Raw genomic sequence first — 21,307 nt, forward strand, 5'->3', positions numbered from 1 at the left:
GGCTGGGGGATAATCGTCAGCTCAGGAATAGGCCAATCGGGGTGCCGGTTGCCCAATCCGATCACGGAACGCCAGGTAGTGCTTGAGCACCTGAACCGGCGCCTCGATCTGCGGGTAGTGGCCGATATTGGCCAGCAGCACCGTGTCGGCGTGGGGCACCAACTCGCGGTAACGCTCTACCATATGAGCGCCGGAGATCGGGTCGATCTCGCCATCGATCACCCGCAGTGGCACTTCATCCTGTTGCATCGCCGCCACCCAACGCTCACGCATACGCCTGCGTTGAGGGATGTAGGCAATGAGTTTGTGCAGGATGCGCGTGCCTTCATGGCAGTCGATCAAACTCCAGAAATCATCCAGGGCGCTTTCGCTGGGGCGAGTGTTGGGGCCGAAGATCTGGCTGAAACTGTTCGCCAGGGCATTGCGCCCAAAGGCACGGCCGATCATCCAGCCCAGCGGGCTGAGCAAGAGTTTTTGCACCAATGCCGGGCGATGGGTTTCGGGAAACAAGCCGCCGTTGAGAAACACGCAGCTGGCCATCTGAAAGCGACTCTCGTAGTGCCGGGCCAGCAGTTCCTGGGCGACGCTGTCACCGTAGTCGTGGGCCAGCACATGCACCGGCTGCTCCACGCGCAGATGTTCCAGCAGGGCTTGTTGCAAATCCGCTTGTTCCAGCAGGCAATAACCGTGGTCGAGTGGCTTGGCCGAGTCACCAAAACCGAGCATGTCGCAGGCAATCACCAGGTTGCGTTGGGCCAGGGGCTGCCACAGGTAGTGCCAGTCCCAGCTGGCGGTGGGAAAGCCATGGATCAGCAGCAACGGTTCGCCCTGCCCCGCCACCCAATAACGGATGGTGCGGCCGTGGAAGTCGAACGTCTGGCTGCGTTTGCGCCAGGCTCTCAGCGGGATCTCGGCGAGTGGCATCAGCTTCTATACCCAGGGTCTTGAGTGTCCAGCTTGCGCAGCAACGCCGGCCAGGCCAGCGCGCCCCCCATACCTTGTGCGCTCTTTGTGACAGCCGCCACCATTGCCTTGGCGCCAGCGAGAATCTGTGGGCCGATGCCGATCAATTCAGCACCACCGTTTTGCGCCAGCACCTGGATGTCGCAGGCGCGCTGGAACGTGAACATCATCAGGAAGGTGTCGGCGATGGTGCTGCCGCAGGTCAGCAGGCCATGGTTGTGCAGCATGAGGAAATTGTTGTCGCCCAGATCGGCCTGCAGGCGGGCCTTCTCTTCGTGATTCAGCGCCACACCTTCGTAGGCGTGATAGGCCAGGCTCGACAGCACGAATATCGATTGCTGGCTGATCGGCAACACGCCTTGCTTCTGCGCCGCCACCGCAACACCGGCAGCGGTGTGGGTGTGCAGCACGCAGGTTACGTCGTGGCGCACTTCGTGGATGGCGCTGTGGATGGTGTAGCCCGCCGGATTGATCTCGTAGGGGCTGTCCATCAGCTTGTTGCCGGCCTGGTCGACCTTGACCAGGCTCGACGCAGTGATCTCGTGGAACATGAGGCCATAGGGGTTGATCAGGAAATCATCAGTGCCCGGCACCTTGGCCGAGATGTGGGTGAAGATCAGGTCATCCCAACCATGCATCGCCACCAGGCGGTAGCAGGCAGCCAGGTCGACACGGGTCTGCCATTCGGCAGCGCTGACCTGATCTTTGACATTCTGTGGCGATAGAACGGGGGCTAGGCTCACGGCAACGACCTCCTTGGCGCACTTTCTTGTTGTTTTTTTGAGTGATGGGCCAGTCTAGTCAGACGCCGTGGCCGCCGTAGTTGCCTTGGCAGCCAGCTTGATGACCGTACGAGTCAGCGTTGAGAATAGTTGAAATCCATCCAAGCGACGTCAGAGAAGTGCCGCCAATAAAGGCGCGGCGAACAGGTTGAGCAGTCCCGTCAACACCATCACCAAGCCCGCGACGGAGCCCTCTTCACCGCCCACTTCGTGTGCTCGGCTCACGCCCGCACCGTGGGCACCCACCCCAAACAACGCGCCGCGCGCCAAGGGGGTGCGCAATGGCAACCACTTGAGCAGCACACCGCCGAGCATGGCGCCGAACACACCGGTGAACATCACGAACACGGCCGTCAGTTCCGGCACGCCACCCAAGTCGGACGACACGGGCATGGCGAACGGCGTGGTGATGGAGCGCGGCACCAGGGACATCGTCACCGAGGTGTCCAGCGCCAACGCCTTGGCCAAGCCGAATGAGGTGGCGATGGAGGCCACGCTGCCGGCGATCATGCCCAGCAACAAGGCCGACCAGTAACGCGCCAGCAACGTGCGCTGCTGCCAGATCGGCACCGCGAAGGCCACGGTCACCGGGCCCAGCACCAGCATCAACCAATGGGTGTCAGCGGAGTATTCCGCGTAGGCGGTGTTCATCGGCACCGCCACGGCCAGCAAGAGTACCGGCACCAGGATCAGCGGCGACAACAGGTAACGTCCGGTGCGACGGTAGATCCACCGGCTGAAGACATACGCGCCCAAGGTCAAGGCGAGCCAGAACACCGGCATCAGCTCAAGCTTCATGGCGCAGCCTCCAGCGGCACACCAGTTCGACGGTGAACGCGGTCACCAACATCACCGCAAGCGTGCTGAAGCCAATCACCAGCAGGATACGCCAGCCGTCATTGCGCAACAGGCCGCCGTAGTCCAGCAGGCTCATCAGCGCAGGAATGAAGAACAGCAACATTTCAGCCATCAATACTCCGGCGCCCAATTGCAGGGCCGCCGGCTTGACCAGGCCGCTGGCGAAGGTTGCCAGCAGCAGGCCCAGCCCCACCACGCCGCCAGGGATCGGCCACGCCAGCCACACGGCCAATTGGCAACCGAGCAGGTAAATGGCCAACAGCACGACCAATTCAATCAACAGACGGGTGAAACGTTTCATGGGCTTTGGTTCCTCGCAGGCCTCCATTTTAGAGACGCGCACCCCATCCCCACAGCGAATTGTTAGACTGCCGACTATTCCAAATGGGAATCCTGATCATGGAATTCAAACAGCTGCGCAGCTTTGTCGAAGTGATCCACCGAGGCGGTTTTACCCAAGCGGGGAAAACCCTGCACATCAGTCAATCCGCCGTCAGTAAACAGGTGGCGCAACTGGAACAAAGCCTGGGCACACCGCTGTTGGAGCGCACCGGTTCACACATTCGCCTGACCGCTGCCGGCGAAGTGGTGCTGCAACGGGCTGAAGCCATGCTGCGCTTGCAGACGGAATTGCTGAGTGAGCTGGATGACATGCAGCAACTGGCCCGCGGCGAGTTGCGCCTGGGCCTGCCGCTATTGGCGGGGGATACGTTGTTTGCGGGACTGTTTGCCGAGTACCGCAGGCGCTACCCGAAGGTCACCATCCAACTGCTGGAAGGCGGCAGCCGCACGATCGAACAGGCCATTCTCAATGGTGAACTGGATGTGGGTGGCTGCCTGAATTCCAGTGATCCGGCCTTCGCCCGGCAAGCCTTCTGCGATGAGCCGCTCGACGCCCTGCTGCCGATGGATCACCCGCTGGCGCAGAACGCCCAGGTGCGCCTGGAGGAACTGGCGGACACGCCGTTCCTGATGTACCAGCGCAGCTTTGTGCTCAATGATCGGTTGATCCAGGCTTGCCAGCAGGTGGGTTTCACTCCGAGGGAAATCGGCCGTAGCGGCCAGGCGGATTTCCTCGCCGCCCTGGTCGCGGCGGGCCAGGGCGTGGTGCTGTTGCCCAGTGTGGTTGCCCGTGGGCTGGTGCGACCGGGCGTGGTGCGCCTGACGCTCAAGGCGCCCGACGACCTGCGCTGGGACATTGCGTTTACCTGGCGTGCGGGCGCCTATCTATCGAAAGCCGCCCAGGCCTGGCTGGCGTTATTGCGGGAATTTCCGGTCAGCCGCGCAGTGCAGTAACCAACTCAGCCAGCCACGGTTCAGCGTCGGCTTCCGGGGTGACGCTTTCGCTGGCGTCCAGGCGCAGCATCGGCAGCACTTCGCGCACACCCAACTCTCCAAACAGCTCGCGCATTTGCTCGCCACCGCCGCAGAAGGTATCGCCATAGCTGGCGTCGCCCAGGCCGATCACCGCACCGGGCAGGCCACGCCAGGCGGCAGGTAGTTGATCGCGAATCATCGAATACAGGGGCTGCAGGTTGTCGGGCAACTCGCCCATGCCGGTGGTGGACGTCACCGCCAGGAAAGCTTGCGGCGCGAAAGCTTGCACATCCGCCAACGTGGCGCGGGGGTTGTGCCAGGCCTCGAAGCCGGCGGCCTTGAGAATATCGGCAGCGTGGCGGGCGACTTCTTCAGCGGTGCCGTAGACCGAGCCGGAAAGGATGGCGACTTTCATCAATCTGATCCTGTAGTTGAGTGAAAGCCTGGGATATTAACAGCTGGGGCAATTATTTCGGCGCAGCCCGTGCAACATTCGACAGTTGCCATAAACTCCAGACTCGAAAACAAGCCATGGACCGCTCAATGATTAACGCCAAGCTGATGCAACTGGTCGTCAACGCTTCCAACGACGGCATCGTCGTCGCCGAGCGCGAAGGCAAGGACAAGCCGCTGATCTACGTCAACCCGGCATTCGAACGCCTGACCGGCTACACCCTGGATGAAATCCTCTATCAGGATTGCCGTTTCCTGCAATCGGGCGACCGTGACCAGCCTGCGCTGATGGCGATTCGGGAAGCGATGGAAAATGGCGGGGCCTGCCGGGAAATCCTGCGCAATTACCGCAAGGACGGCAGCCACTTCTGGAACGAGCTGTCGCTATCGTCGGTGTACAACGAAGCGGACAAGCAGACTTACTTCGTCGGTGTGCAAAAGGACGTCACACTGCAAGTCAAAGCCCAGCAGCGCGTCACCCAGCTGGAGACCGAACTGGCGCAGCTCAAGGCTGAACTGGCGGTGCTCAAGGCGACGAGCGGATCTAACAAAATTTAGGTAAGGAGGTCATTAGGGGGGATAATGGCATTTTAGTACCCTCTAATGAGCACGAGCGATGCAACGTGACGCGCTTCTGACCCAGGATGAACTGGACTTCATTCAGAACATGCAACACAACCCGCAACTGAACCTGCGGGATGCCTCGTCGAGCCTGACCGTCAACGGCGGTGCGCAGATTCGCGACTTGCTGACCCGGCTCGCCGCCCATGACCATGTCACCCTCCAGGCGCAATTTGACAACCAGCAACTGACCTTCCCGCTGCACTTGGTGGAAGATGAGTTCCATGCGGTTCACCTGCGCCTGGGCGTACCGAGTATTTTCGAGGACGGGCCGATGATCCGCCCCTGGCGCCTGGCGCTGGAAACCCCGGTGGCACTGGAAAATATCAAGGGCACCCCGGGTGCATTGTGGGTGCACGAGGTGTCGTTCAAGGGTGTGCTGGTGGAGATTCGGGGCCGGGTCAAGCCGCCGAAAACCTTTTCACTGTGGTTCAGTCCTTCAGGTTACGAGCGCATTGCGTTGCGCGGAACCTTCGAACGGGAAACCGCGCGCGGGCTGTTCGCCTATCGGCTGAGCCAGGGCGACGTCGACGAAACCGAGCGCCTGCGCCAGTTCATCCTGCACCAGCAGCGCCTGGTCCATCCTGAAGTCCACGCCTGAGATCAGGTATCCAGGCCACCGCCCAGAAACTGCTGCAAGCGGCGCTGCATCAACCGGCCTTCATTACCCAGGCAGCCGATGGATGAACCGGCGAGGCTTTCCTGCGCCAAGTCCGCTGCATCACCGGCCAACAACAACGGGCAATCCAGGGTCAGCGCCAGACGCTTGAGCCGCAACGGCAGCTCGCTGCTGGGGGCGCGATTGGAAAACAGCACCAAGGCTCGGGGTTGGGTCTTTTCACAGATCAGCGTCAACTCATCGAATGGCTGTCCCACGCCCAAGACCTTGACCGCTTGTTTTTCCCCAGACATCAACAAACCCGCGACCAGCAACTCCAGCTCGCGGCACTCCCCGGCTACGGCGGCCAGCAACACTCGAGGCATCGGCGCGGCGGCGGCCATCTGCAAACGTTGCGCCGTACGCGAGCGCAGGAAATTATCGAAGAACAGCCACTCGCTGGCCTGGCCGAAGCGGCCTTGGTGACGCAACAATGCCTGCCAGAGCGGCATGAGAATGTCCTGGAACACCACGGCGAGGGGATAGGCGGAAAAGATCTGGCCGTACAAACGGTCCAATTGGCGGTCATCGAATGCGCTGATTGCCTGGCGCAATTGCCCGCGCCATTGCTCCCATTCCACTTCCGCGCCGAGGGCGGCATCCGGTTCGCTGAGCAACGCGTCGCGCGCCAGGATCCGCCCCACTTTGCTCACCGCCACGCCGCGTTCAATCCAGTCGAGAATCCGGTGCACAGTGTCGATGTCTGTGCGCGAGTACAACCGATGCCCACTTTCGGTGCGGGTGGGTTGGATCAGGCCATAGCGCCGTTCCCAGGCACGCAAGGTCACCGGGTTGACGCCGGTCAGCCGAGCGACTTCGCGGATAGGGAAAAGATCGTCGCAAGCGCTTCCGTTGTCGGAAATCGTTTCGCGTTGAGGAGCAATAGTTTCGGGCATCAGAGGTCAAAAACATCCGTGTCGATTTGGATCCCATTTAACGCTTTTTCAGCGGATCGACACAAGCTGAACGACGAACCGACCAAAGTATCTGGTGTATTTCGCTAAAACAGGAATAATCCTTGCCTGTTCTTTCTACGTCGCTGCAACACCCCGCAGCCTCGTTTGTGTGCCGCCTACCCGGCCCAGCGCACTCGCTTATTTGGAGATGCACAATGTCTACCTCTCCCGTCACCCTGATGGTTGCGCGCCGCGTGGCCAAGGGTCGCTACGAAGAACTGATGGCCTGGCTGCGCGAAGGCGAGCAATTGGCCACGGACTTTCCCGGCTACCTGGGTTCAGGTGTCCTCGCGCCGCCGCCCAACGATGATGAATTCCAGATCATTTTCCGCTTCGCCGATGAAAAGACCCTGCATGCCTGGGAATTTTCGGCCTCCCGCAGTACCTGGTTAAGCCGTGGCAGCGAGCTGTTTGCCAACCCGTCCGAGCACCGCGTACGCGGTATCGATGGCTGGTTCGGCGCAGTCGGCGCCCGCCCACCACGCTGGAAGCAGGCGGTGGCGATCTGGTTGGCGTTTTTCCCGGTGTCGCTGCTGTTCAACTTTGTCCTGGGCCCTTTGCTCAACGGGCTCGACCTGGCGCCGCGCGTGCTGGTCAGCACCATGGCCCTTACGCCGCTGATGGTGTACTGGTTCATCCCGCTGTCGACCCATCTGTTGGCCAATTGGCTGCATCCTGTACCGACCCCACGCAAGGCCGGCGAAGCCGCTGCTTGAGTACAGGGGCGCCCAGTCGCTGGTATAGTTTCAATCTGCCAGCGACTCGAGCCTCCCATGACTGCAACGAACGCCCCGATCCTGATCACCGGCGCCGGCCAGCGTGTCGGTCTGCATTGCGCCCAGCGCCTGCTGGACGACGGCCATCCGGTGATTTTCAGCTACCGCAGCGAGCGGCCCGGCGTACAGGCCCTGCGCGAACGCGGAGCGATTGGGGTGTTTGCCGATTTATCCAGCGAGGCCGGCATCCTGGCGTTTATCGCTGAACTGAACACCCATACCCAACGCCTGCGCGCGATCATCCACAACGCCTCGGCCTGGATCGCCGAAACGCCCGACGAAGAAAGTCACGCCTTTACCGACATGTTCAGCGTGCACATGCTTGCGCCGTATCTGATCAACCTGCATTGTTCACCTTTGCTGCAACGCTCTTCTCCCGCAGACATCGTGCACATCAGCGATGACGTGGTGCGCAAGGGCAGCCGCCAGCACATTGCCTATTGCGCCACCAAGGCCGGCCTCGACAGCCTCACGCTGTCATTTGCCGCGCAGTTCGCGCCGTCGATCAAGGTCAACGGCATCGCCCCGGCAATGGTGATGTTCAACGAAGGCGACGACGCCGCCTACCGCGCCAAGGTACTGGCCAAGTCGGCACTGGGCATCGAACCCGGCCCCGAGGTGATCTACCAGAGCGTGCGCTATTTGCTGGATAACCCCTATGTCACCGGTACCACCCTGACCGTCAACGGCGGGCGGCATATCAAGTAAGCCGTTTGTGAGGATGTTGTATGACCCTGCCCCATCACTACCGCGAGATCCTCAAAGGCCTGGGCGAAGACCCGGAGCGCGAAGGCCTGCTCGACACCCCCAAGCGCGCCGCCAAGGCCATGCAGTACCTGTGTCACGGCTATGAGCAGAGCCTGGAAACGATCGTCAACGGTGCGCTGTTTACCTCCGACAATGACGAGATGGTGATCCTCAAGGACATCGAGTTGTACTCGTTGTGCGAGCACCACCTGCTGCCCTTCATCGGCAAGGCCCATGTGGCCTATATCCCCACCGGCAAGGTGCTGGGCCTGTCCAAGCTGGCGCGCATCGTCGACATGTTCGCCCGGCGCCTGCAGATCCAGGAAAACCTCACCCGACAGATCGCCGACGCGATCCAGGACGTGACCCAGGCCGCCGGGGTAGCCGTGGTGATCGAAGCCCAGCACATGTGCATGATGATGCGCGGCGTGGAAAAACAGAATTCAACCATGAACACCTCGGTGATGCTCGGCGCGTTCCGCGAGTCGAACACCACGCGCATGGAGTTCCTGCAACTGATCGGACGGAGCAAGTAGCAATGCCACAACTTCAACCAGGCATGGCGCGCATCCGGGTCAAGGACCTGTGCCTGCGCACGTACATCGGCATCAACGAGGACGAGATCCTCAACAAGCAGGATGTGCTGATCAACCTGACCATCCTGTATGCCGCCCAGGAAGCCGTGCGCGACAATGACATTGACCATGCGCTGAACTACCGCACCATCACCAAGGCGATCATCGCCCACGTCGAGGGCAACCGCTTTGCCCTGCTGGAGCGCCTGACCCAGGAGCTGCTGGACCTAGTGATGGGCAATGAGTCGGTGCTGTACGCCGAAGTCGAAGTGGACAAGCCCCATGCCTTGCGCTTTGCCGAGTCGGTTTCGATTACCCTGGCGGCCAGCCGTTAACCCCTGAATTGTCAGTGAGCCCTATGAACGACCAACAACGCCTCGAACTCGAAGCCGCCGCCTTCCGCCGGCTGGTGGCGCACCTGGACAGCCGCAAGGATGTGCAGAACATCGACCTGATGAACCTCTCGGGCTTTTGCCGCAACTGCTTGTCCAAGTGGTACAAGGCCGAGGCCGACGAGCGCCAGATCGAGCTGAGCCTCGATGACGCCCGTGAAGTGGTGTACGGCATGCCGTACGCCGAGTGGAAAGCCCAATACCAGAAAGAAGCCAGCGCCGACCAACAGGCGGCGTTCGCCAAAGGAAAAACCCATGACTGATCTGAACACCCTGCGCGCCAGCCTCAACAGTGGCGAACATGTTTTTGCCGATACCCTGGCGTTCGTCGCTGCCGGTTATGACTACCAGCCGCAAGCTTTCACCAATGGCGACGTGGAAAACGCTGCCGGGCAGAACGAAGGGTCATGCAAGACCCTGGGCCTGGCGCTGCTGGAAGGTCTGAGCGATCAGGAAGCACTGCTGGCGTTTGGTGAGCATTACCGCTCGGTAGTGGCGACGCCTGAGGGCAGCGATCACGGCAATATCCGTGCGTTGATTGCGAATGGCTTGGCCGGTGTGAAATTCAGCGCACTGCCGCTGACCCGTCGCTGATCAAATCGCGGACATAAAAAAACCGGCCTCTCAGCCGGTTTTTTTATTTCAACGATTTAGAACGACGCATCCTTCAAACCGTCGAGGTAACGCTCGGCATCCAGTGCCGCCATGCAACCAGCGCCGGCCGAGGTAATGGCCTGGCGGTAGACGTGGTCGGCCACGTCACCGGCAGCGAAGATGCCTTCGATGTTGGTGGCAGTCGCGTTGCCTTCGCGGCCGCCCTGCACCACCAGGTAACCGTCTTTGGCTTCCAGCACGCCTTCGAACAGCGAAGTGTTAGGGGTGTGGCCGATAGCGATGAACACGCCGTCGACTTTCAGCTCGTCGAAGCTACCGTCGTTGTTCTTCAGGCGGGCACCGGTCACGCCCATGTTGTCGCCCAGGACTTCGTCCAGGGTGGCGTTGAGCTTGAGGATGATCTTGCCTTCAGCCACACGGGCGTGCAGCTTGTCGATCAGGATCTTCTCGGCGCGGAAGGTCTCGCGGCGGTGAACCAGGGTCACGGTGCTGGCGATGTTGGCCAGGTACAGTGCTTCTTCCACAGCGGTATTGCCGCCACCGACTACGGCGACTGGCTTGTTGCGGTAGAAGAAACCATCGCAGGTCGCGCAGGCGGAAACGCCCTTGCCCATGAACGCTTCTTCCGATGGCAGGCCCAGGTAGCGGGCGCTGGCGCCGGTGGCGATGATCAGCGCGTCACAGGTGTACACGCCGCTGTCGCCGGTCAGGCTGTAAGGCTTCTTGGAGAAGTCGACCTGGTTGATGTGGTCAAACACGATCTCGGTTTCGAAACGTTCAGCGTGTTCTTTCATGCGCTCCATCAGCACCGGGCCAGTCAGGCCGTGGACGTCGCCCGGCCAGTTGTCGACTTCGGTGGTGGTGGTCAGTTGACCACCCGCCTGCATGCCAGTGATGAGCAGCGGCTTGAGGTTGGCCCGGGCAGCGTAGACCGCAGCGCTGTAACCGGCAGGGCCGGAACCCAGGATAATCACTCGCGAATGACGGGTATCAGACATGACTCACTCCTATCGACCACCCAGACTACAAGGCGGCTGGAATAAAAAAGGGACCACGAAGCACTTGGGGAAGGCTTCAACTCGCAGACCCTGAAAAATAATGGGTGCAGCGTATCGAGGGGGGCAAGATTAAGGAAATACGGAATAACAATCCAGCTCATAGGTGGTCTCTATGCAGTCACCGCTGTTGATCAACACCTTTGTTACCACTGATGTCGCCGCTTTCGCCTGTTAAACAAAGCCGGTAAGGTCGGCGCGTTCGTCACTTTGTTCGGAGTTCTCCATGCCCGCCCCTGCTCTTTCCGGCCCGCAATACCTGCGTGAAGGCCTCAAACTGGTGTTGAGCCCCGGCCTGCGCCTGTTTGTGCTGCTGCCGCTGGTGATCAACCTGGTGCTGTTCGTCGGCTTGATCTATTTCGCCGGTCATCAGTTCAGCCTGTGGGTCGATCATCTGATGCCGACGCTGCCGACTTGGCTGAGCTTTCTGAACTACCTGCTCTGGCCCCTGTTTGTCGTGTTGGTGGTGTTGATGGTGTTTTTCACGTTCACCATGCTGGCCAACATCATCGCCGCGCCCTTCAACGGCTTTCTCTCGGAGAAAGTGGAAGTGGTGGTACGCGGCACCGATGATTTCCCGGCCTTCAGCTGGGGCGAGTTGATCGCCATGGTCCCGCGCACCCTGGCCCGCGAGATGCGCAAGCTGGGCTACTTCCTGCCACGGGCCATTGGCCTGTTTATCCTGTCGTTCATACCCGTGGTCAACCTGATCGCCGCCCCGCTGTGGCTGCTGTTTGGCGTGTGGATGATGGCGATCCAGTACATCGACTACCCGGCGGATAACCACAAGCTGGGCTGGAACGAGATGCTCGCCTGGCTGCGCCAGAAACGCTGGCAGAGCATGAGCTTCGGCGGGATCGTCTATCTGGTACTGCTGGTGCCGGTGGTCAACCTGTTGATGATGCCCGCAGCGGTGGCCGGCGCCACGTTGTTCTGGGTGCGTGAACAAGGTGCCGAGGCAATGGCACAGCAGCAAAAAGTGACCCAGTCATAAATCCATCATCTCGATGACACAATGACGACATGGCCCACGGCGACACTGTGGGTCATGACGACAGCCTCGCTTCACATCACCCTCATTACCGAAACCTTCCCGCCAGAGATCAACGGGGTGGCCAATACCCTTGGTCGCCTGTGTGAGGGTTTGCGTGCCCGTGGCCATCAAGTCGAGCTGGTGCGTCCGCGCCAGGGCGTCGACCAGAGCCGCCCCAGCGACGACGCCTTGCTGCTGTGCCGTGGCTGGCCGCTGCCGGGTTATCCGGGCCTGCAATGGGGGCAGTCGTCGATGCACAAATTGCTGCGGCGCTGGACCCGTCAGCGCCCGGACGTGCTGTACATCGCCACGGAAGGACCGCTAGGTTTGTCCGCGCTGCGCGCCGCACGTCGCCTGGGGATCAGCGTGGTCAGCGGCTTTCACACCAACTTCCAGCAGTACTCGAACCAATATGGCATGAGTATGCTGAGCCGGATGGTCACTCACTATCTGCGCTGGTTCCATAACCGCTCGACCCTGACCCTAGTGCCCAGCGCCAGCCAGCGCCTGGAACTGGAACGCAAGCATTTCGAGCGTCTGGGCATGTTGTCGCGCGGAGTGGACAGCCAGTTGTTCCACCCGGCCAAACGCGACAATGCATTGCGGGAAAGTTGGGCGCTGAACAGTGAACAAACCGCCGTGCTCTATGTGGGCCGGTTGGCCCAGGAGAAAAACCTGGGGTTGCTCAAGCGCTGCTTCGAGACCTTGCAGGACACCTACCCTCTGCGTCAGATGAAGCTGATCATCGTCGGTGATGGCCCGCAACGCGCGACGATGGAGAAAGAACTGCCGGAGGCGATCTTCTGCGGCACCTTGCGCGGTGAGGAACTGGCGCGGCACTACGCGTCAGGTGATGTGTTCCTGTTCCCCAGCCTGACCGAAACCTTCGGCAATGTGGTGCTGGAAGCGATGGCGTCGGGGTTGGGTGTGGTGGCCTACGATCAGGCAGCGGCGACGCAGCATATTCGCCATGGCTACAACGGCGTGCTGGCGATGCCGGGGGATGAGAACGCGTTTTGCGAGGCGGCCAACTGGCTGCTGGAGGACGCCGAAAGCCTGCGTCGCATGCGCCTGAATGCACGTCAGCATGCGAGTCGCCAGGGTTGGCCGGCGATCATCGAGCAATTCGAACGCCAGTTGCGCGGGGTCTGCAAGGACGGGCACCCGGTGCCCGCCCTGTCGCCGCTTACACCAGGGTCGTCAACGCCTCACGACTGAAGGGCAGGATGTCGCCCTCGCGGCCTTCGCGCACCTTCAACGCCCAATCCGGATCGACCAGTAGCGCACGCCCTACCGCCACCAAGTCGAACTCATCGTTATTCAGGCGCTCCAGCAGCTTCTCGAGGCTGGCCGGTTGCGCGACCTTGTCGGTGTTGACCATGAACTGCAGGAACTCGCCATCCAGGCCGACACTGCCCACAGTGATGGTCGGTTTGCCGGTGAGCTGGCGAGTCCAGCCGGCGAGGTTGAGGTCGGACCCTTCGAATTCAGGCTCCCAAAAACGGCGCGTGGAGCAGTGGAAAATGTCCACACCCGCGTCAGACAACGGCTTGAGAAATTCGCCCAACGCCTCAGGAGTTTGTACCAGCCGCGCGGTGTAATCCTGCTGCTTCCACTGGGAGAAACGGAAGATGATCGGGAAGTCCGGACCGACGGCGGCGCGGGTGGCCTGGATCAGCTCGATGGCAAAACGCGAGCGGTTGGCCAGGCTGCCGCCGTATTCGTCGGTACGCTGATTGCTGCCTTCCCAGAAGAACTGATCGACCAGATAGCCGTGGGCGCCGTGGATCTCAACGCCATCCATACCGATGCTCTGGGCATCCTTGGCGGCTTGGGCGAAGGCGTTGATCACCTCCTTGATGTCTTGATGGGTCATGCCGTGCACGACCACGTTGCCATCCTTGAGTTTTTCCATCGGGCCGTAGGCTGGCACGCTGGCATCCGGCTCGGTGCCGATGCGACGTACGCTGCCCACATGCCACAGCTGCGGGACGATCTTGCCGCCTTCGGCATGTACCGCGTCGACGACTTTCTTCCAGCCAGCCAGGGCGGCTTCACCGTAGAAGTGCGGGACGTTGGGGTAACCGTTCGAGGCCCTGGTGGCCGACCACGGTGCCTTCGGTGATGATCAGGCCCACTCCAGCAGCGGCGCGGCGGCGGTAGTACTCGATGACTTTGGAGTTGGGGATACCGCCCGGCGAAAACGAGCGGGTCATCGGCGCCATGACAACGCGGGTCGACAGTTGCAACGCACCGAGCTGGAAGGGTTTGAACAAGGCTTGGACGGGCATGGGGCACTCCACGGAAGTCGGGGTTTATGATGTGGATAATATGGGGAGCGCGAGGTGCTGGGTAGCACTATTGATCTGGGTGATTAAGGGGTAAAAGTGCAGGAGCCAGCCTGGCTCCTGCAGAAGGGTTGTTCAGCTCAAGGCTTTTTCGATGGCCTGGACTATCGTCGGATCGTCCGGCGCCGTGCGCGGGGAGAAGCGTGCGAGCACTCGCCCATCCTTGCCCAGCAAGAACTTCTCGAAGTTCCAGGTGATGTCCCCAGGAAACTCGGCGCCCTCCCCCGCCAGCAAGCGGTAGAGCTGATGACGATCCGGGCCGTTCACGTCGAGCTTGCTGCCCAAAGGAAAGGTCACGCCGTAGTTAAGGCTGCAGAACTCGCGGATCTCTTCTTCAGAGCCCGGCTCCTGGCCGGCAAACTGGTTGCACGGCAGGCCAAGCACGGTAAACCCCTGGTCCTTGTACTGCTGGTAGAGGTTCTCCAGCGAGGCGTATTGCGGGGTCAAACCACATTTGGACGCCACGTTGACCACCAGCACCACTTGCCCCTTGAAGGGCGCCAGCGGCAGCTCTTGTCCGTCCAAAGCTTTGAGTTTCAGGTCGTGGAAAGCACTCATGACGAACTCCAGATATCCCATGTTCTTCGCATTGCGGCACGTCGAGATTACAACCCGCAAGCCTGCAATCATAGACGCCGATTGCAAAACCCGCCTGCGGGTTACTGAGCGGTCGGCCAGGGCAAAATCGGAATGGCGGTCACGGCGTTTTGCGGGCTGCCTTCGATCAGGCGGTCGCTGTACACCAGGTAAACCAAGGTGTTGCGCTTCTTGTCGAGGAAGCGCACCACCTGCATGGTCTTGAACACCAGGGAGGTGCGCTCCTTGAACACTTCGTCGCCGTCCTTGAGTTCGCCCTTGAAGCGGATCGGGCCGACCTGGCGGCAGGCAATCGAGGCTTCGGCGCGGTCTTCGGCCAGCCCGAGGCCGCCTTTGACGCCGCCGGTCTTGGCGCGGGACAGGTAGCAGGTCACGCCGTCGACCTTGGGGTCATCGAAGGCTTCAACCACAATCCGGTCGTTGGGGCCGACAAACTTGAACACCGTCGACACCTGGCCGATTTCTTCAGCAGAGGCCAACAATGGCATGGCCAACAGCAGGCCGAGCAATCCCTTCATGACACGCATGGTGTATTCCTTTGGTTAGACCAGGATCAGGTTATCGCGGTGAACCAGTTCCGGTTCGGCCATGTAACCCAATAGTCCGACAATCGCATCGGAGGATTGTCCAATGATTTTCTGCGCTTCGAGCGCGCTGTAGTTGGCCAGGCCACGGGCGATCTCACGACCGTCCGGCGCCACGCACACCACCATCTCGCCCCGGCGGAAGCTGCCCTGTACCAACTTGACGCCGACCGGCAGCAGGCTCTTATTGCCTTGGGACAGCGCAGACACGGCGCCAGCGTCCAGCACCAGAGTGCCACGGGTTTGCAGATGACCGGCCAGCCACTGTTTGCGCGCCGCCAGCATGCCGCGTTCCGGCGACAGCAGCGTACCGATGCGCTCGCCGGCCTTGAGACGATCCAGCACGCGCTCGATGCGCCCGCCGACGATGATGGTGTGGGCACCGGAACGCGCCGCCAGACGCGCCGCACGCAACTTGGTCTGCATGCCACCACGGCCCAGGGCCCCGCCGACACTACCGGCCACGGCGTCCAGCGCGGGGTCATCGGCGCGGGCTTCGTAGATCAGCTGGGCCTCCGGATTGTTGCGCGGGTCGGCGTCGAACATGCCATCGCGGTCGGTGAGGATCACCAGCAGGTCGGCTTCCACCAGGTTGGCCACCAGGGCGGCCAAGGTGTCGTTGTCGCCAAAACGGATTTCGTCGGTAACCACGGTGTCGTTTTCGTTGATCACCGGGATGACTTTCAGCTCCACCAGCGCGCGCAAGGTGCTGCGGGCGTTGAGGTAGCGCTTGCGGTCGGACAGGTCATCGTGGGTCAGCAGGATCTGCGCCGTATGGCGGCCGTGCTCGGCAAAGCTGGATTCCCAGGCTTGCACCAGGCCCATCTGACCAATGGCGGCGGCGGCTTGCAGTTCGTGCATCGCGCTGGGTCGCGCGGTCCAGCCGAGGCGGCTCATCCCGGCGGCAACCGCCCCGGACGACACCAGCACCAACTCCACACCGGCCTCATGCAAGGCCACCATCTGCTCGACCCAGACGCTCATGGCTGCGCGATCGAGCCCCTTGCCATCCGCCGTCAGCAACGCACTGCCGATCTTTACGACCCAGCGCTGCGCACCTGTCACTTTGCTCCGCATCATCTTCAACCTTAGATTGAGGGCTGCGCGACCCAGCGCGGCCCATAACGTTAAACCCGGATACTAAAACGCCGCTCCAACAGGAGCGGCGTTCAAGTTTATCGCAACGACTCAGTCGCGCACGTAAATGATTTCAGGACCGTCTTCATCATCCACGTCTTCTTCGTCCCAATCATCGTCACCGATGTCGTGGACCGACTTCACGCCGCTGCGGCGCAGGGCACGCTGGTCGTCCAGCGCTTGCAGCTGGGCACGGGCTTCGTCTTCGATCTGTTGATCGAGCTCAGCCAGCTCAGCCTTGAACACAGGATCGGCCGCCAGGCGGTCGGCGCGGTCTTCGAGGTAGCGCATGATGTCGCGGGTCAGGCGCTCGGTGCCTTCTTTGGCAATGGCCGAGATCACGTAGACCGGACCTTCCCACTCCAGGCGGTCAACGATTTCCTTGACGCGCTCTTCGTGCTCTTCCTCCAGGATCTGGTCGCACTTGTTCAGCACCAACCAGCGATCACGCTCGGCCAGGGCCGGGCTGAACTTGGTCAGTTCGCTGACGATCACTTCGGCGGCGTCCGGTGCGCTGGTGTCATCCAGCGGCGCCATGTCGACGAGGTGCAGCAGCAAACGGGTACGCGACAAGTGCTTGAGGAAGCGAATCCCCAGGCCTGCGCCATCGGAAGCCCCTTCGATCAGGCCGGGAATGTCGGCGATCACGAAGCTTTTCCAACGGTCGACGCTGACCACACCGAGGTTTGGCACCAGGGTGGTGAACGGGTAGTCGGCGACTTTCGGCTTGGCGGCCGAAACCGAGCGGATGAAGGTACTTTTGCCAGCGTTCGGCAGACCCAGCAGGCCCACGTCAGCCAGTACTTTCATTTCCAGCTTGAGGTCACGCTGCTCGCCCGGCTTGCCTGGCGTGGTCTGGCGTGGCGCGCGGTTGGTACTGGACTTGAATCGGGTGTTACCCAGACCGTGCCAGCCGCCCTGTACCACCATCAGCTTCTGGCCGGCCTTGGTCAGGTCGCCGATCACTTCCTGGGTCGCGGAGTCGATGATCGTGGTGCCGACCGGTACGCGCAGTACCAGGTCTTCGCCTTTCTTACCGGTGCAGTCGGTGCTGCCGCCGTTGGAGCCACGCTCGGCATCGAAGTGCCGGGTGTAACGGTAGTCGACCAGGGTATTGAGGTTTTCGTCGGCCATCATGTAGATGGAACCGCCGTCACCGCCGTCACCGCCGTTGGGGCCACCGTTTTCGATGAATTTTTCGCGACGGAAACTCATGCAACCGTTACCGCCGTCGCCTGCTTTTACTCGGATGGAAACTTCATCAACGAACTTCATAACAAAACGCCTCTCGCCGCACGGACGAGCTTAAGAAACCAAGACATAAGACTCTTGCAAAAATGAGCGCAGCGACCTCAATCAGCGACCGCAAAAACCAGCGCCTGAGCCCATTACAAACAGCTTTGCAAGAGACTCACCCCACAAACGAAAAAGCCCCGTCGCAAGACAGGGCTTTTCCAGCGATCTCGCAATTAAGCTGCGACAACGCTCACGTAACGGCGGTTGAACGCGCCTTTTACTTCAAACTTGATCACGCCTTCGATTTTCGCGAAGAGGGTGTGATCTTTACCCATGCCTACACCGTAACCGGCGTGGAATTGGGTGCCGCGCTGACGCACGATGATGTTGCCCGGAATGATTTTCTGGCCGCCATACATCTTCACGCCAAGGCGTTTGGCTTCTGAGTCGCGACCGTTACGGGTACTACCACCAGCTTTTTTGTGTGCCATGAGTCAATTCTCCTAGTGAGGAATTAGGCTGAAATTAAGCCTGAATACCGGTGATTTTGATCTCGGTGTACCACTGGCGGTGGCCCATACGCTTCATGTGGTGCTTACGACGACGGAACTTGATGATGCGGACTTTATCGTGACGACCTTGGGAGATCACTTCAGCCACAACGGTAGCGCCAGCAACAACTGGAGCGCCGATGTTCACGTCATCGCCATTGGCGACCAACAGAACGCGATCAAAAGTAACGGATTCGCCGGTAGCGACTTCCAGTTTTTCGATCTTCAGGTATTCACCTGGGGCGACTTTGTATTGCTTGCCACCAGTAACAATTACTGCGTACGACATGGTATTTCTCCGATAATCCTGCTCACCCAGCGCTTTATAAGAAGAGGTATTGGCTGGCATGGCTGCATGGGATGGACGTCCCTAATGCAATTGCGTAAGGCAGGTGCTGCCCAGGAAGTTCAGGGTGCGCGATTGTACGCAAGGTAAATGGGTGTTGCAAGGGGCCGTCTATCGCGCCTTGACACTGGGGGGCCTGGGTCCTAGCATGCCGCGCAACCCTTCTGGAGCGACTGTCGCTGATGCAACCCCAAGCTTTCTACCGCGCGGTCGCGGACGATTTTAGCGCCGTCGACGGCATCATCAAGCAGCAGCTGACGTCTAAAGTGCCGCTGGTCTCCAAAATTGGCGACTATATTACGTCGGCGGGCGGTAAGCGCCTGCGTCCTTTATTAGTGCTGCTGTGCGGCAAGGCTCTGGGTCGCGAAGGCGATGACCTGCGCCTGCTGGCCGCCACGATCGAATTCCTGCACACCGCGACCCTACTGCATGACGACGTGGTCGACATGTCCGGCATGCGCCGTGGCCGCGAGACCGCCAACGCCATGTGGGGCAATGCCCCAAGCGTGCTGGTGGGCGACTTCCTGTACTCGCGCTCGTTCGAAATGATGGTTGAACTCGGCTCGATGCCGGTGATGAAGATTCTTTCACAGGCCACCCGCATCATCGCCGAAGGCGAAGTGTTGCAACTGTCGAAGGTCCGTGACGCCAGCACCACCGAAGAAACCTACATGGAAGTGATCCGCGGCAAAACCGCGATGCTCTTCGAAGCCTCCACCCATAGCGCCGCTGCACTGTGCGGCGCAACGGCCGAGCAGGCCGAGGCCTTGCGCACCTTTGGTGATCACCTGGGCGTCGCGTTCCAACTGGTCGACGACCTGCTCGACTACAAGGGCGACGCTGAAACCCTGGGCAAGAACGTCGGTGATGACTTGGCTGAAGGCAAGCCAACCCTGCCGCTGATCTACACCATGCGCGAAGGCACGCCGGAACAGGCCGCCCTGGTGCGCAAGGCGATCCAGAAAGGCGGGATCGAAGACCTGGAGGCCATCCGCGCCGCCGTGGAAGCCTCGGGTTCGCTGGAGTACACCGCGCAACTGGCGCGTGACTACGTGGCCCGTGCCATCCAATGCCTGCAAGCCCTTCCCGCCAGCGAATACCGCGACGCCCTGGTCGAGCTGAGTGAGTTCGCGGTTGCGCGTACGCACTAAAACGCGGGCCTATGTGGGAGGCCCCCCTCCCACATTTAGATTTCATACAACCTGTAAGACCGCAAAACCCTATATAATGTGCGCCCTTTAGCCATCCTGACTCTCAAGGAGCCTTAGTGAGCACGTTGCCACCCTGCCCGAAATGCAATTCCGAATACACCTACGAAGACGGCGCCCAGCTGATCTGCCCGGAATGCGCCCATGAGTGGTCCGCCAATGGCGAGGCCGAAGCGGCCAGCGATGACGCCGTGAAAAAAGACTCCGTCGGCAATGTGCTGCAGGACGGCGACACCATCACCGTGATCAAGGACCTCAAGGTCAAGGGCACGTCCCTGGTGGTCAAGGTCGGCACCAAGGTCAAGAACATCCGCCTGTGCGACGGCGACCACGATATCGACTGCAAGATCGACGGTATCGGCCCGATGAAGCTCAAGTCCGAGTTCGTGCGCAAAGTCTGAATAGGCTGCCTCCATCCCGCGCCTGCCGCGGGATGGCGTTTCGCCCTCTTGTTTGATCCCGCGCAATATCCACACAGAAAAACCCAGAAACCGCCAATAGGCACTTGCTATTCTACGAATAAGAATTATTCTCATTGAAACCCATCAAGGAGATGAGACCCATGACTTATTTGATAGACGCCTGGCTGGACCGACCACACCCTTACCTGCGGATCCTGCATCGGGAAACCGGTGAAGTCTGTGCGGTACTGGAAGAAGAAGCGCTGAATGAACTACAGGACCAGGGCGACCTGGACGTCAACGGGCTGAGTTCGAGCGAACCCGGCGTGCTGAAGGAAGTGGTGCGCAATCTGTTTCTGTTCTGCTATGCCCGAGCGTTGCGCCCAGCGACTGAGCTGAATGGCAAGTTCCATCCATGAAAAAACCAGTAAAACACTGTGGGAGCGAGCAGGCTCGTTCCCACAGGTAATCAGCAGGTCTTACAGAACGTCGAGCAGCTCGACGTCAAACACCAGAACGCTGTGCGGCGGGATGCTGCCAACGCCTTGAGCGCCGTAAGCCAGTTCGCTCGGCACATACAGGCGCCATTTGCTGCCGGCATTCATCAGTTGCAGAGCTTCGGTCCAGCCGGCGATCACGCCGCCTACCGGGAATTCTGCAGGCTGGCCGCGCTCGTAGGAGCTGTCGAACACAGTGCCGTCAATCAGGGTGCCGTGGTAGTGAGTGCGTACCTGGTCTTCACGGGTCGGCTTGGCGCCGTCACCTGCGGTCAGCACTTCGAATTGCAGGCCGGAAGCCAGGGTGGTGATGCCATCGCGCTTGGCGTTTTCAGCCAGGAAGGCCAGGCCAGCGCCAGCAGCCGCTTCAGCCTTGGCAGCCGCTTCGGCTTGCATGACTTCACGGATCACTTTGAAGCTGGCGGCCATTTGCTCTTGGTCCACACGGCTTGGCTTGCCGGCGAACGCGTCGGTCAGGCCAGCCAGGATCGCGTCCAGGCTCACGCCCGGTGGTGGGTTGTCGCGCAGTTGGTCGCCCAGTTGACGGCCAATGCCGTAGCTGACGCGGGTTTCGTCGGTGGACAGATTAACTTCGGACATG

General features: G+C 60.7%; 28 protein-coding genes and 1 pseudogene. 14 read left to right on the forward strand and 15 right to left on the reverse strand.

All coding sequences use genetic code 11. The features are described from left to right. Nucleotides 1-21: 21 nt before the first annotated feature. The 4 genes from AYR47_RS01605 to AYR47_RS01620 form a co-directional block, all read right to left on the reverse strand. Nucleotides 22-924 (reverse strand): alpha/beta fold hydrolase, encoded by a 903-nt coding sequence (locus tag AYR47_RS01605; RefSeq protein WP_033896206.1) that lies wholly within the window; start codon nt 922-924, stop codon nt 22-24. After that, on the reverse strand, nt 924-1,706 hold the full coding sequence (locus tag AYR47_RS01610) for a class II aldolase/adducin family protein (RefSeq protein WP_033896205.1): 783 nt from the start codon (nt 1,704-1,706) through the stop codon (nt 924-926). Before AYR47_RS01610 ends, AYR47_RS01605 begins: the two co-directional genes overlap by 1 nt. A 150-nt stretch (nt 1,707-1,856) precedes the next feature. Next, the gene (locus tag AYR47_RS01615; RefSeq protein WP_033896204.1) at nt 1,857-2,543 is read right to left on the reverse strand and encodes an LrgB family protein; all 687 of its coding nucleotides are present in this window, start codon (nt 2,541-2,543) and stop codon (nt 1,857-1,859) included. Continuing rightward, a complete protein-coding gene (locus tag AYR47_RS01620) occupies nt 2,533-2,904 on the reverse strand; it encodes a CidA/LrgA family protein (RefSeq protein WP_033896203.1) in 372 nt (123 codons plus the stop codon). The genes AYR47_RS01615 and AYR47_RS01620 overlap by 11 nt, the downstream gene beginning before the upstream one ends. A gap of 98 nt (nt 2,905-3,002) precedes the next feature. Here AYR47_RS01620 and AYR47_RS01625 point away from each other — a divergent pair, with 98 nt between their 5' ends. After that, complete coding sequence (locus AYR47_RS01625; RefSeq protein WP_033896202.1) at nt 3,003-3,899, forward strand: LysR family transcriptional regulator; 897 nt, start codon at nt 3,003-3,005, stop codon at nt 3,897-3,899. On the opposite strand, the gene AYR47_RS01630 is transcribed toward AYR47_RS01625, so the two are convergent. Continuing rightward, entirely contained in the window at nt 3,880-4,335 is a 456-nt protein-coding gene (locus AYR47_RS01630) for a flavodoxin (RefSeq protein WP_033896201.1), read from the reverse strand. The two genes, AYR47_RS01625 and AYR47_RS01630, sit on opposite strands and share 20 nt — an antisense overlap. Nucleotides 4,336-4,463: 128 nt before the next feature. Here AYR47_RS01630 and AYR47_RS01635 point away from each other — a divergent pair, with 128 nt between their 5' ends. Together AYR47_RS01635 and AYR47_RS01640 are read left to right on the forward strand one after the other, a co-directional pair. Continuing rightward, nucleotides 4,464-4,931 carry a PAS domain-containing protein gene (locus AYR47_RS01635; protein ID WP_033896200.1) on the forward strand — a complete coding sequence of 156 codons (468 nt, stop codon included), beginning with the start codon at nt 4,464-4,466 and terminating at the stop codon, nt 4,929-4,931. A gap of 58 nt (nt 4,932-4,989) precedes the next feature. Next, a complete protein-coding gene (locus tag AYR47_RS01640) occupies nt 4,990-5,595 on the forward strand; it encodes a hypothetical protein (RefSeq protein ID WP_061434039.1) in 606 nt (201 codons plus the stop codon). Between the two features lie 2 nt (nt 5,596-5,597). Here the strand turns inward: AYR47_RS01640 and AYR47_RS01645 are convergent, their stop codons facing one another. Then, complete coding sequence (locus tag AYR47_RS01645; RefSeq protein WP_033896198.1) at nt 5,598-6,548, reverse strand: MerR family transcriptional regulator; 951 nt, start codon at nt 6,546-6,548, stop codon at nt 5,598-5,600. A 215-nt stretch (nt 6,549-6,763) separates the two neighbouring features. On the opposite strand from AYR47_RS01645, the gene AYR47_RS01650 reads away from it, so the two are divergent. Genes AYR47_RS01650 through AYR47_RS01675 form a run of 6 tightly spaced genes read left to right on the forward strand, consistent with a single transcriptional unit; the run spans nt 6,764 to nt 9,692 of the window. Then, entirely contained in the window at nt 6,764-7,324 is a 561-nt protein-coding gene (locus AYR47_RS01650; RefSeq protein WP_033896197.1) for an antibiotic biosynthesis monooxygenase, read from the forward strand. A gap of 57 nt (nt 7,325-7,381) precedes the next feature. Continuing rightward, nucleotides 7,382-8,092, forward strand: coding sequence for a dihydromonapterin reductase (gene folM / locus AYR47_RS01655; RefSeq protein ID WP_033896196.1), 711 nt, complete (start codon nt 7,382-7,384; stop codon nt 8,090-8,092). A 20-nt stretch (nt 8,093-8,112) separates the two neighbouring features. Beyond that, nucleotides 8,113-8,667 carry a GTP cyclohydrolase I FolE gene (gene folE, locus AYR47_RS01660; RefSeq protein ID WP_033896195.1) on the forward strand — a complete coding sequence of 185 codons (555 nt, stop codon included), beginning with the start codon at nt 8,113-8,115 and terminating at the stop codon, nt 8,665-8,667. Nucleotides 8,668-8,669: 2 nt separating this feature from the next. Further along, nucleotides 8,670-9,041 (forward strand): dihydroneopterin triphosphate 2'-epimerase, encoded by a 372-nt coding sequence (folX, locus tag AYR47_RS01665; protein ID WP_033896194.1) that lies wholly within the window; start codon nt 8,670-8,672, stop codon nt 9,039-9,041. Between the two features lie 23 nt (nt 9,042-9,064). Continuing rightward, a complete protein-coding gene (locus tag AYR47_RS01670; protein ID WP_010206472.1) occupies nt 9,065-9,361 on the forward strand; it encodes a DUF1244 domain-containing protein in 297 nt (98 codons plus the stop codon). Beyond that, complete coding sequence (locus tag AYR47_RS01675) at nt 9,354-9,692, forward strand: HopJ type III effector protein (RefSeq protein ID WP_061434041.1); 339 nt, start codon at nt 9,354-9,356, stop codon at nt 9,690-9,692. The genes AYR47_RS01670 and AYR47_RS01675 overlap by 8 nt, the downstream gene beginning before the upstream one ends. A 56-nt stretch (nt 9,693-9,748) precedes the next feature. Here AYR47_RS01675 and trxB read toward each other — a convergent pair whose 3' ends face one another. Beyond that, nucleotides 9,749-10,711 carry a thioredoxin-disulfide reductase gene (trxB, locus tag AYR47_RS01680; RefSeq protein WP_010206474.1) on the reverse strand — a complete coding sequence of 321 codons (963 nt, stop codon included), beginning with the start codon at nt 10,709-10,711 and terminating at the stop codon, nt 9,749-9,751. A 283-nt stretch (nt 10,712-10,994) separates the two neighbouring features. On the opposite strand from trxB, the gene cysZ reads away from it, so the two are divergent. Next, a complete protein-coding gene (gene cysZ / locus AYR47_RS01685; protein ID WP_033896192.1) occupies nt 10,995-11,762 on the forward strand; it encodes a sulfate transporter CysZ in 768 nt (255 codons plus the stop codon). A 54-nt stretch (nt 11,763-11,816) separates the two neighbouring features. Further along, entirely contained in the window at nt 11,817-13,019 is a 1,203-nt protein-coding gene (locus tag AYR47_RS01690) for a glycosyltransferase family 4 protein (protein WP_061434043.1), read from the forward strand. On the opposite strand, the pseudogene AYR47_RS01695 reads toward AYR47_RS01690, so the two are convergent. The 7 genes and pseudogenes from AYR47_RS01695 to rplU form a co-directional block, all read right to left on the reverse strand. Continuing rightward, a pseudogene (locus tag AYR47_RS01695) lies at nt 12,988-14,092 on the reverse strand (NADH:flavin oxidoreductase). The gene AYR47_RS01690 and the pseudogene AYR47_RS01695 overlap by 32 nt on opposite strands. A gap of 132 nt (nt 14,093-14,224) precedes the next feature. Beyond that, nucleotides 14,225-14,707, reverse strand: a complete 483-nt coding sequence (locus AYR47_RS01700) for a glutathione peroxidase (protein ID WP_061434045.1) — start codon at nt 14,705-14,707, stop codon at nt 14,225-14,227. Nucleotides 14,708-14,808: 101 nt separating this feature from the next. Further along, a complete protein-coding gene (locus AYR47_RS01705) occupies nt 14,809-15,273 on the reverse strand; it encodes a CreA family protein (RefSeq protein ID WP_015885841.1) in 465 nt (154 codons plus the stop codon). Nucleotides 15,274-15,288: 15 nt separating this feature from the next. Beyond that, complete coding sequence (proB, locus tag AYR47_RS01710) at nt 15,289-16,407, reverse strand: glutamate 5-kinase (RefSeq protein ID WP_033896188.1); 1,119 nt, start codon at nt 16,405-16,407, stop codon at nt 15,289-15,291. A gap of 111 nt (nt 16,408-16,518) precedes the next feature. Continuing rightward, entirely contained in the window at nt 16,519-17,742 is a 1,224-nt protein-coding gene (cgtA, locus tag AYR47_RS01715) for an Obg family GTPase CgtA (protein ID WP_016976186.1), read from the reverse strand. 194 nt (nt 17,743-17,936) lie between these two features. Beyond that, on the reverse strand, nt 17,937-18,194 hold the full coding sequence (gene rpmA / locus AYR47_RS01720; protein WP_003176049.1) for a 50S ribosomal protein L27: 258 nt from the start codon (nt 18,192-18,194) through the stop codon (nt 17,937-17,939). 34 nt (nt 18,195-18,228) lie between these two features. Then, a complete protein-coding gene (rplU, locus tag AYR47_RS01725; RefSeq protein WP_007950961.1) occupies nt 18,229-18,543 on the reverse strand; it encodes a 50S ribosomal protein L21 in 315 nt (104 codons plus the stop codon). Nucleotides 18,544-18,782: 239 nt separating this feature from the next. On the opposite strand from rplU, the gene AYR47_RS01730 reads away from it, so the two are divergent. The 3 genes from AYR47_RS01730 to AYR47_RS01740 all read left to right on the forward strand — a co-directional run bounded on the left by AYR47_RS01730 (nt 18,783) and on the right by AYR47_RS01740 (nt 20,628). Then, on the forward strand, nt 18,783-19,751 hold the full coding sequence (locus AYR47_RS01730) for a polyprenyl synthetase family protein (RefSeq protein ID WP_028617908.1): 969 nt from the start codon (nt 18,783-18,785) through the stop codon (nt 19,749-19,751). A 116-nt stretch (nt 19,752-19,867) separates the two neighbouring features. Next, complete coding sequence (locus AYR47_RS01735; protein WP_008022504.1) at nt 19,868-20,209, forward strand: zinc ribbon domain-containing protein YjdM; 342 nt, start codon at nt 19,868-19,870, stop codon at nt 20,207-20,209. Nucleotides 20,210-20,370: 161 nt separating this feature from the next. After that, nucleotides 20,371-20,628 (forward strand): PA4570 family protein, encoded by a 258-nt coding sequence (locus AYR47_RS01740; protein ID WP_003194088.1) that lies wholly within the window; start codon nt 20,371-20,373, stop codon nt 20,626-20,628. Between the two features lie 60 nt (nt 20,629-20,688). On the opposite strand, the gene AYR47_RS01745 is transcribed toward AYR47_RS01740, so the two are convergent. Next, nucleotides 20,689-21,306, reverse strand: a complete 618-nt coding sequence (locus AYR47_RS01745; protein ID WP_017531131.1) for an FKBP-type peptidyl-prolyl cis-trans isomerase — start codon at nt 21,304-21,306, stop codon at nt 20,689-20,691. Nucleotide 21,307 lies beyond the last annotated feature (1 nt).

Origin of the sequence: Pseudomonas azotoformans (assembly GCF_001579805.1) — a bacterium.
Classification (GTDB): Bacteria; Pseudomonadota; Gammaproteobacteria; order Pseudomonadales; family Pseudomonadaceae; genus Aquipseudomonas; species Aquipseudomonas azotoformans_A.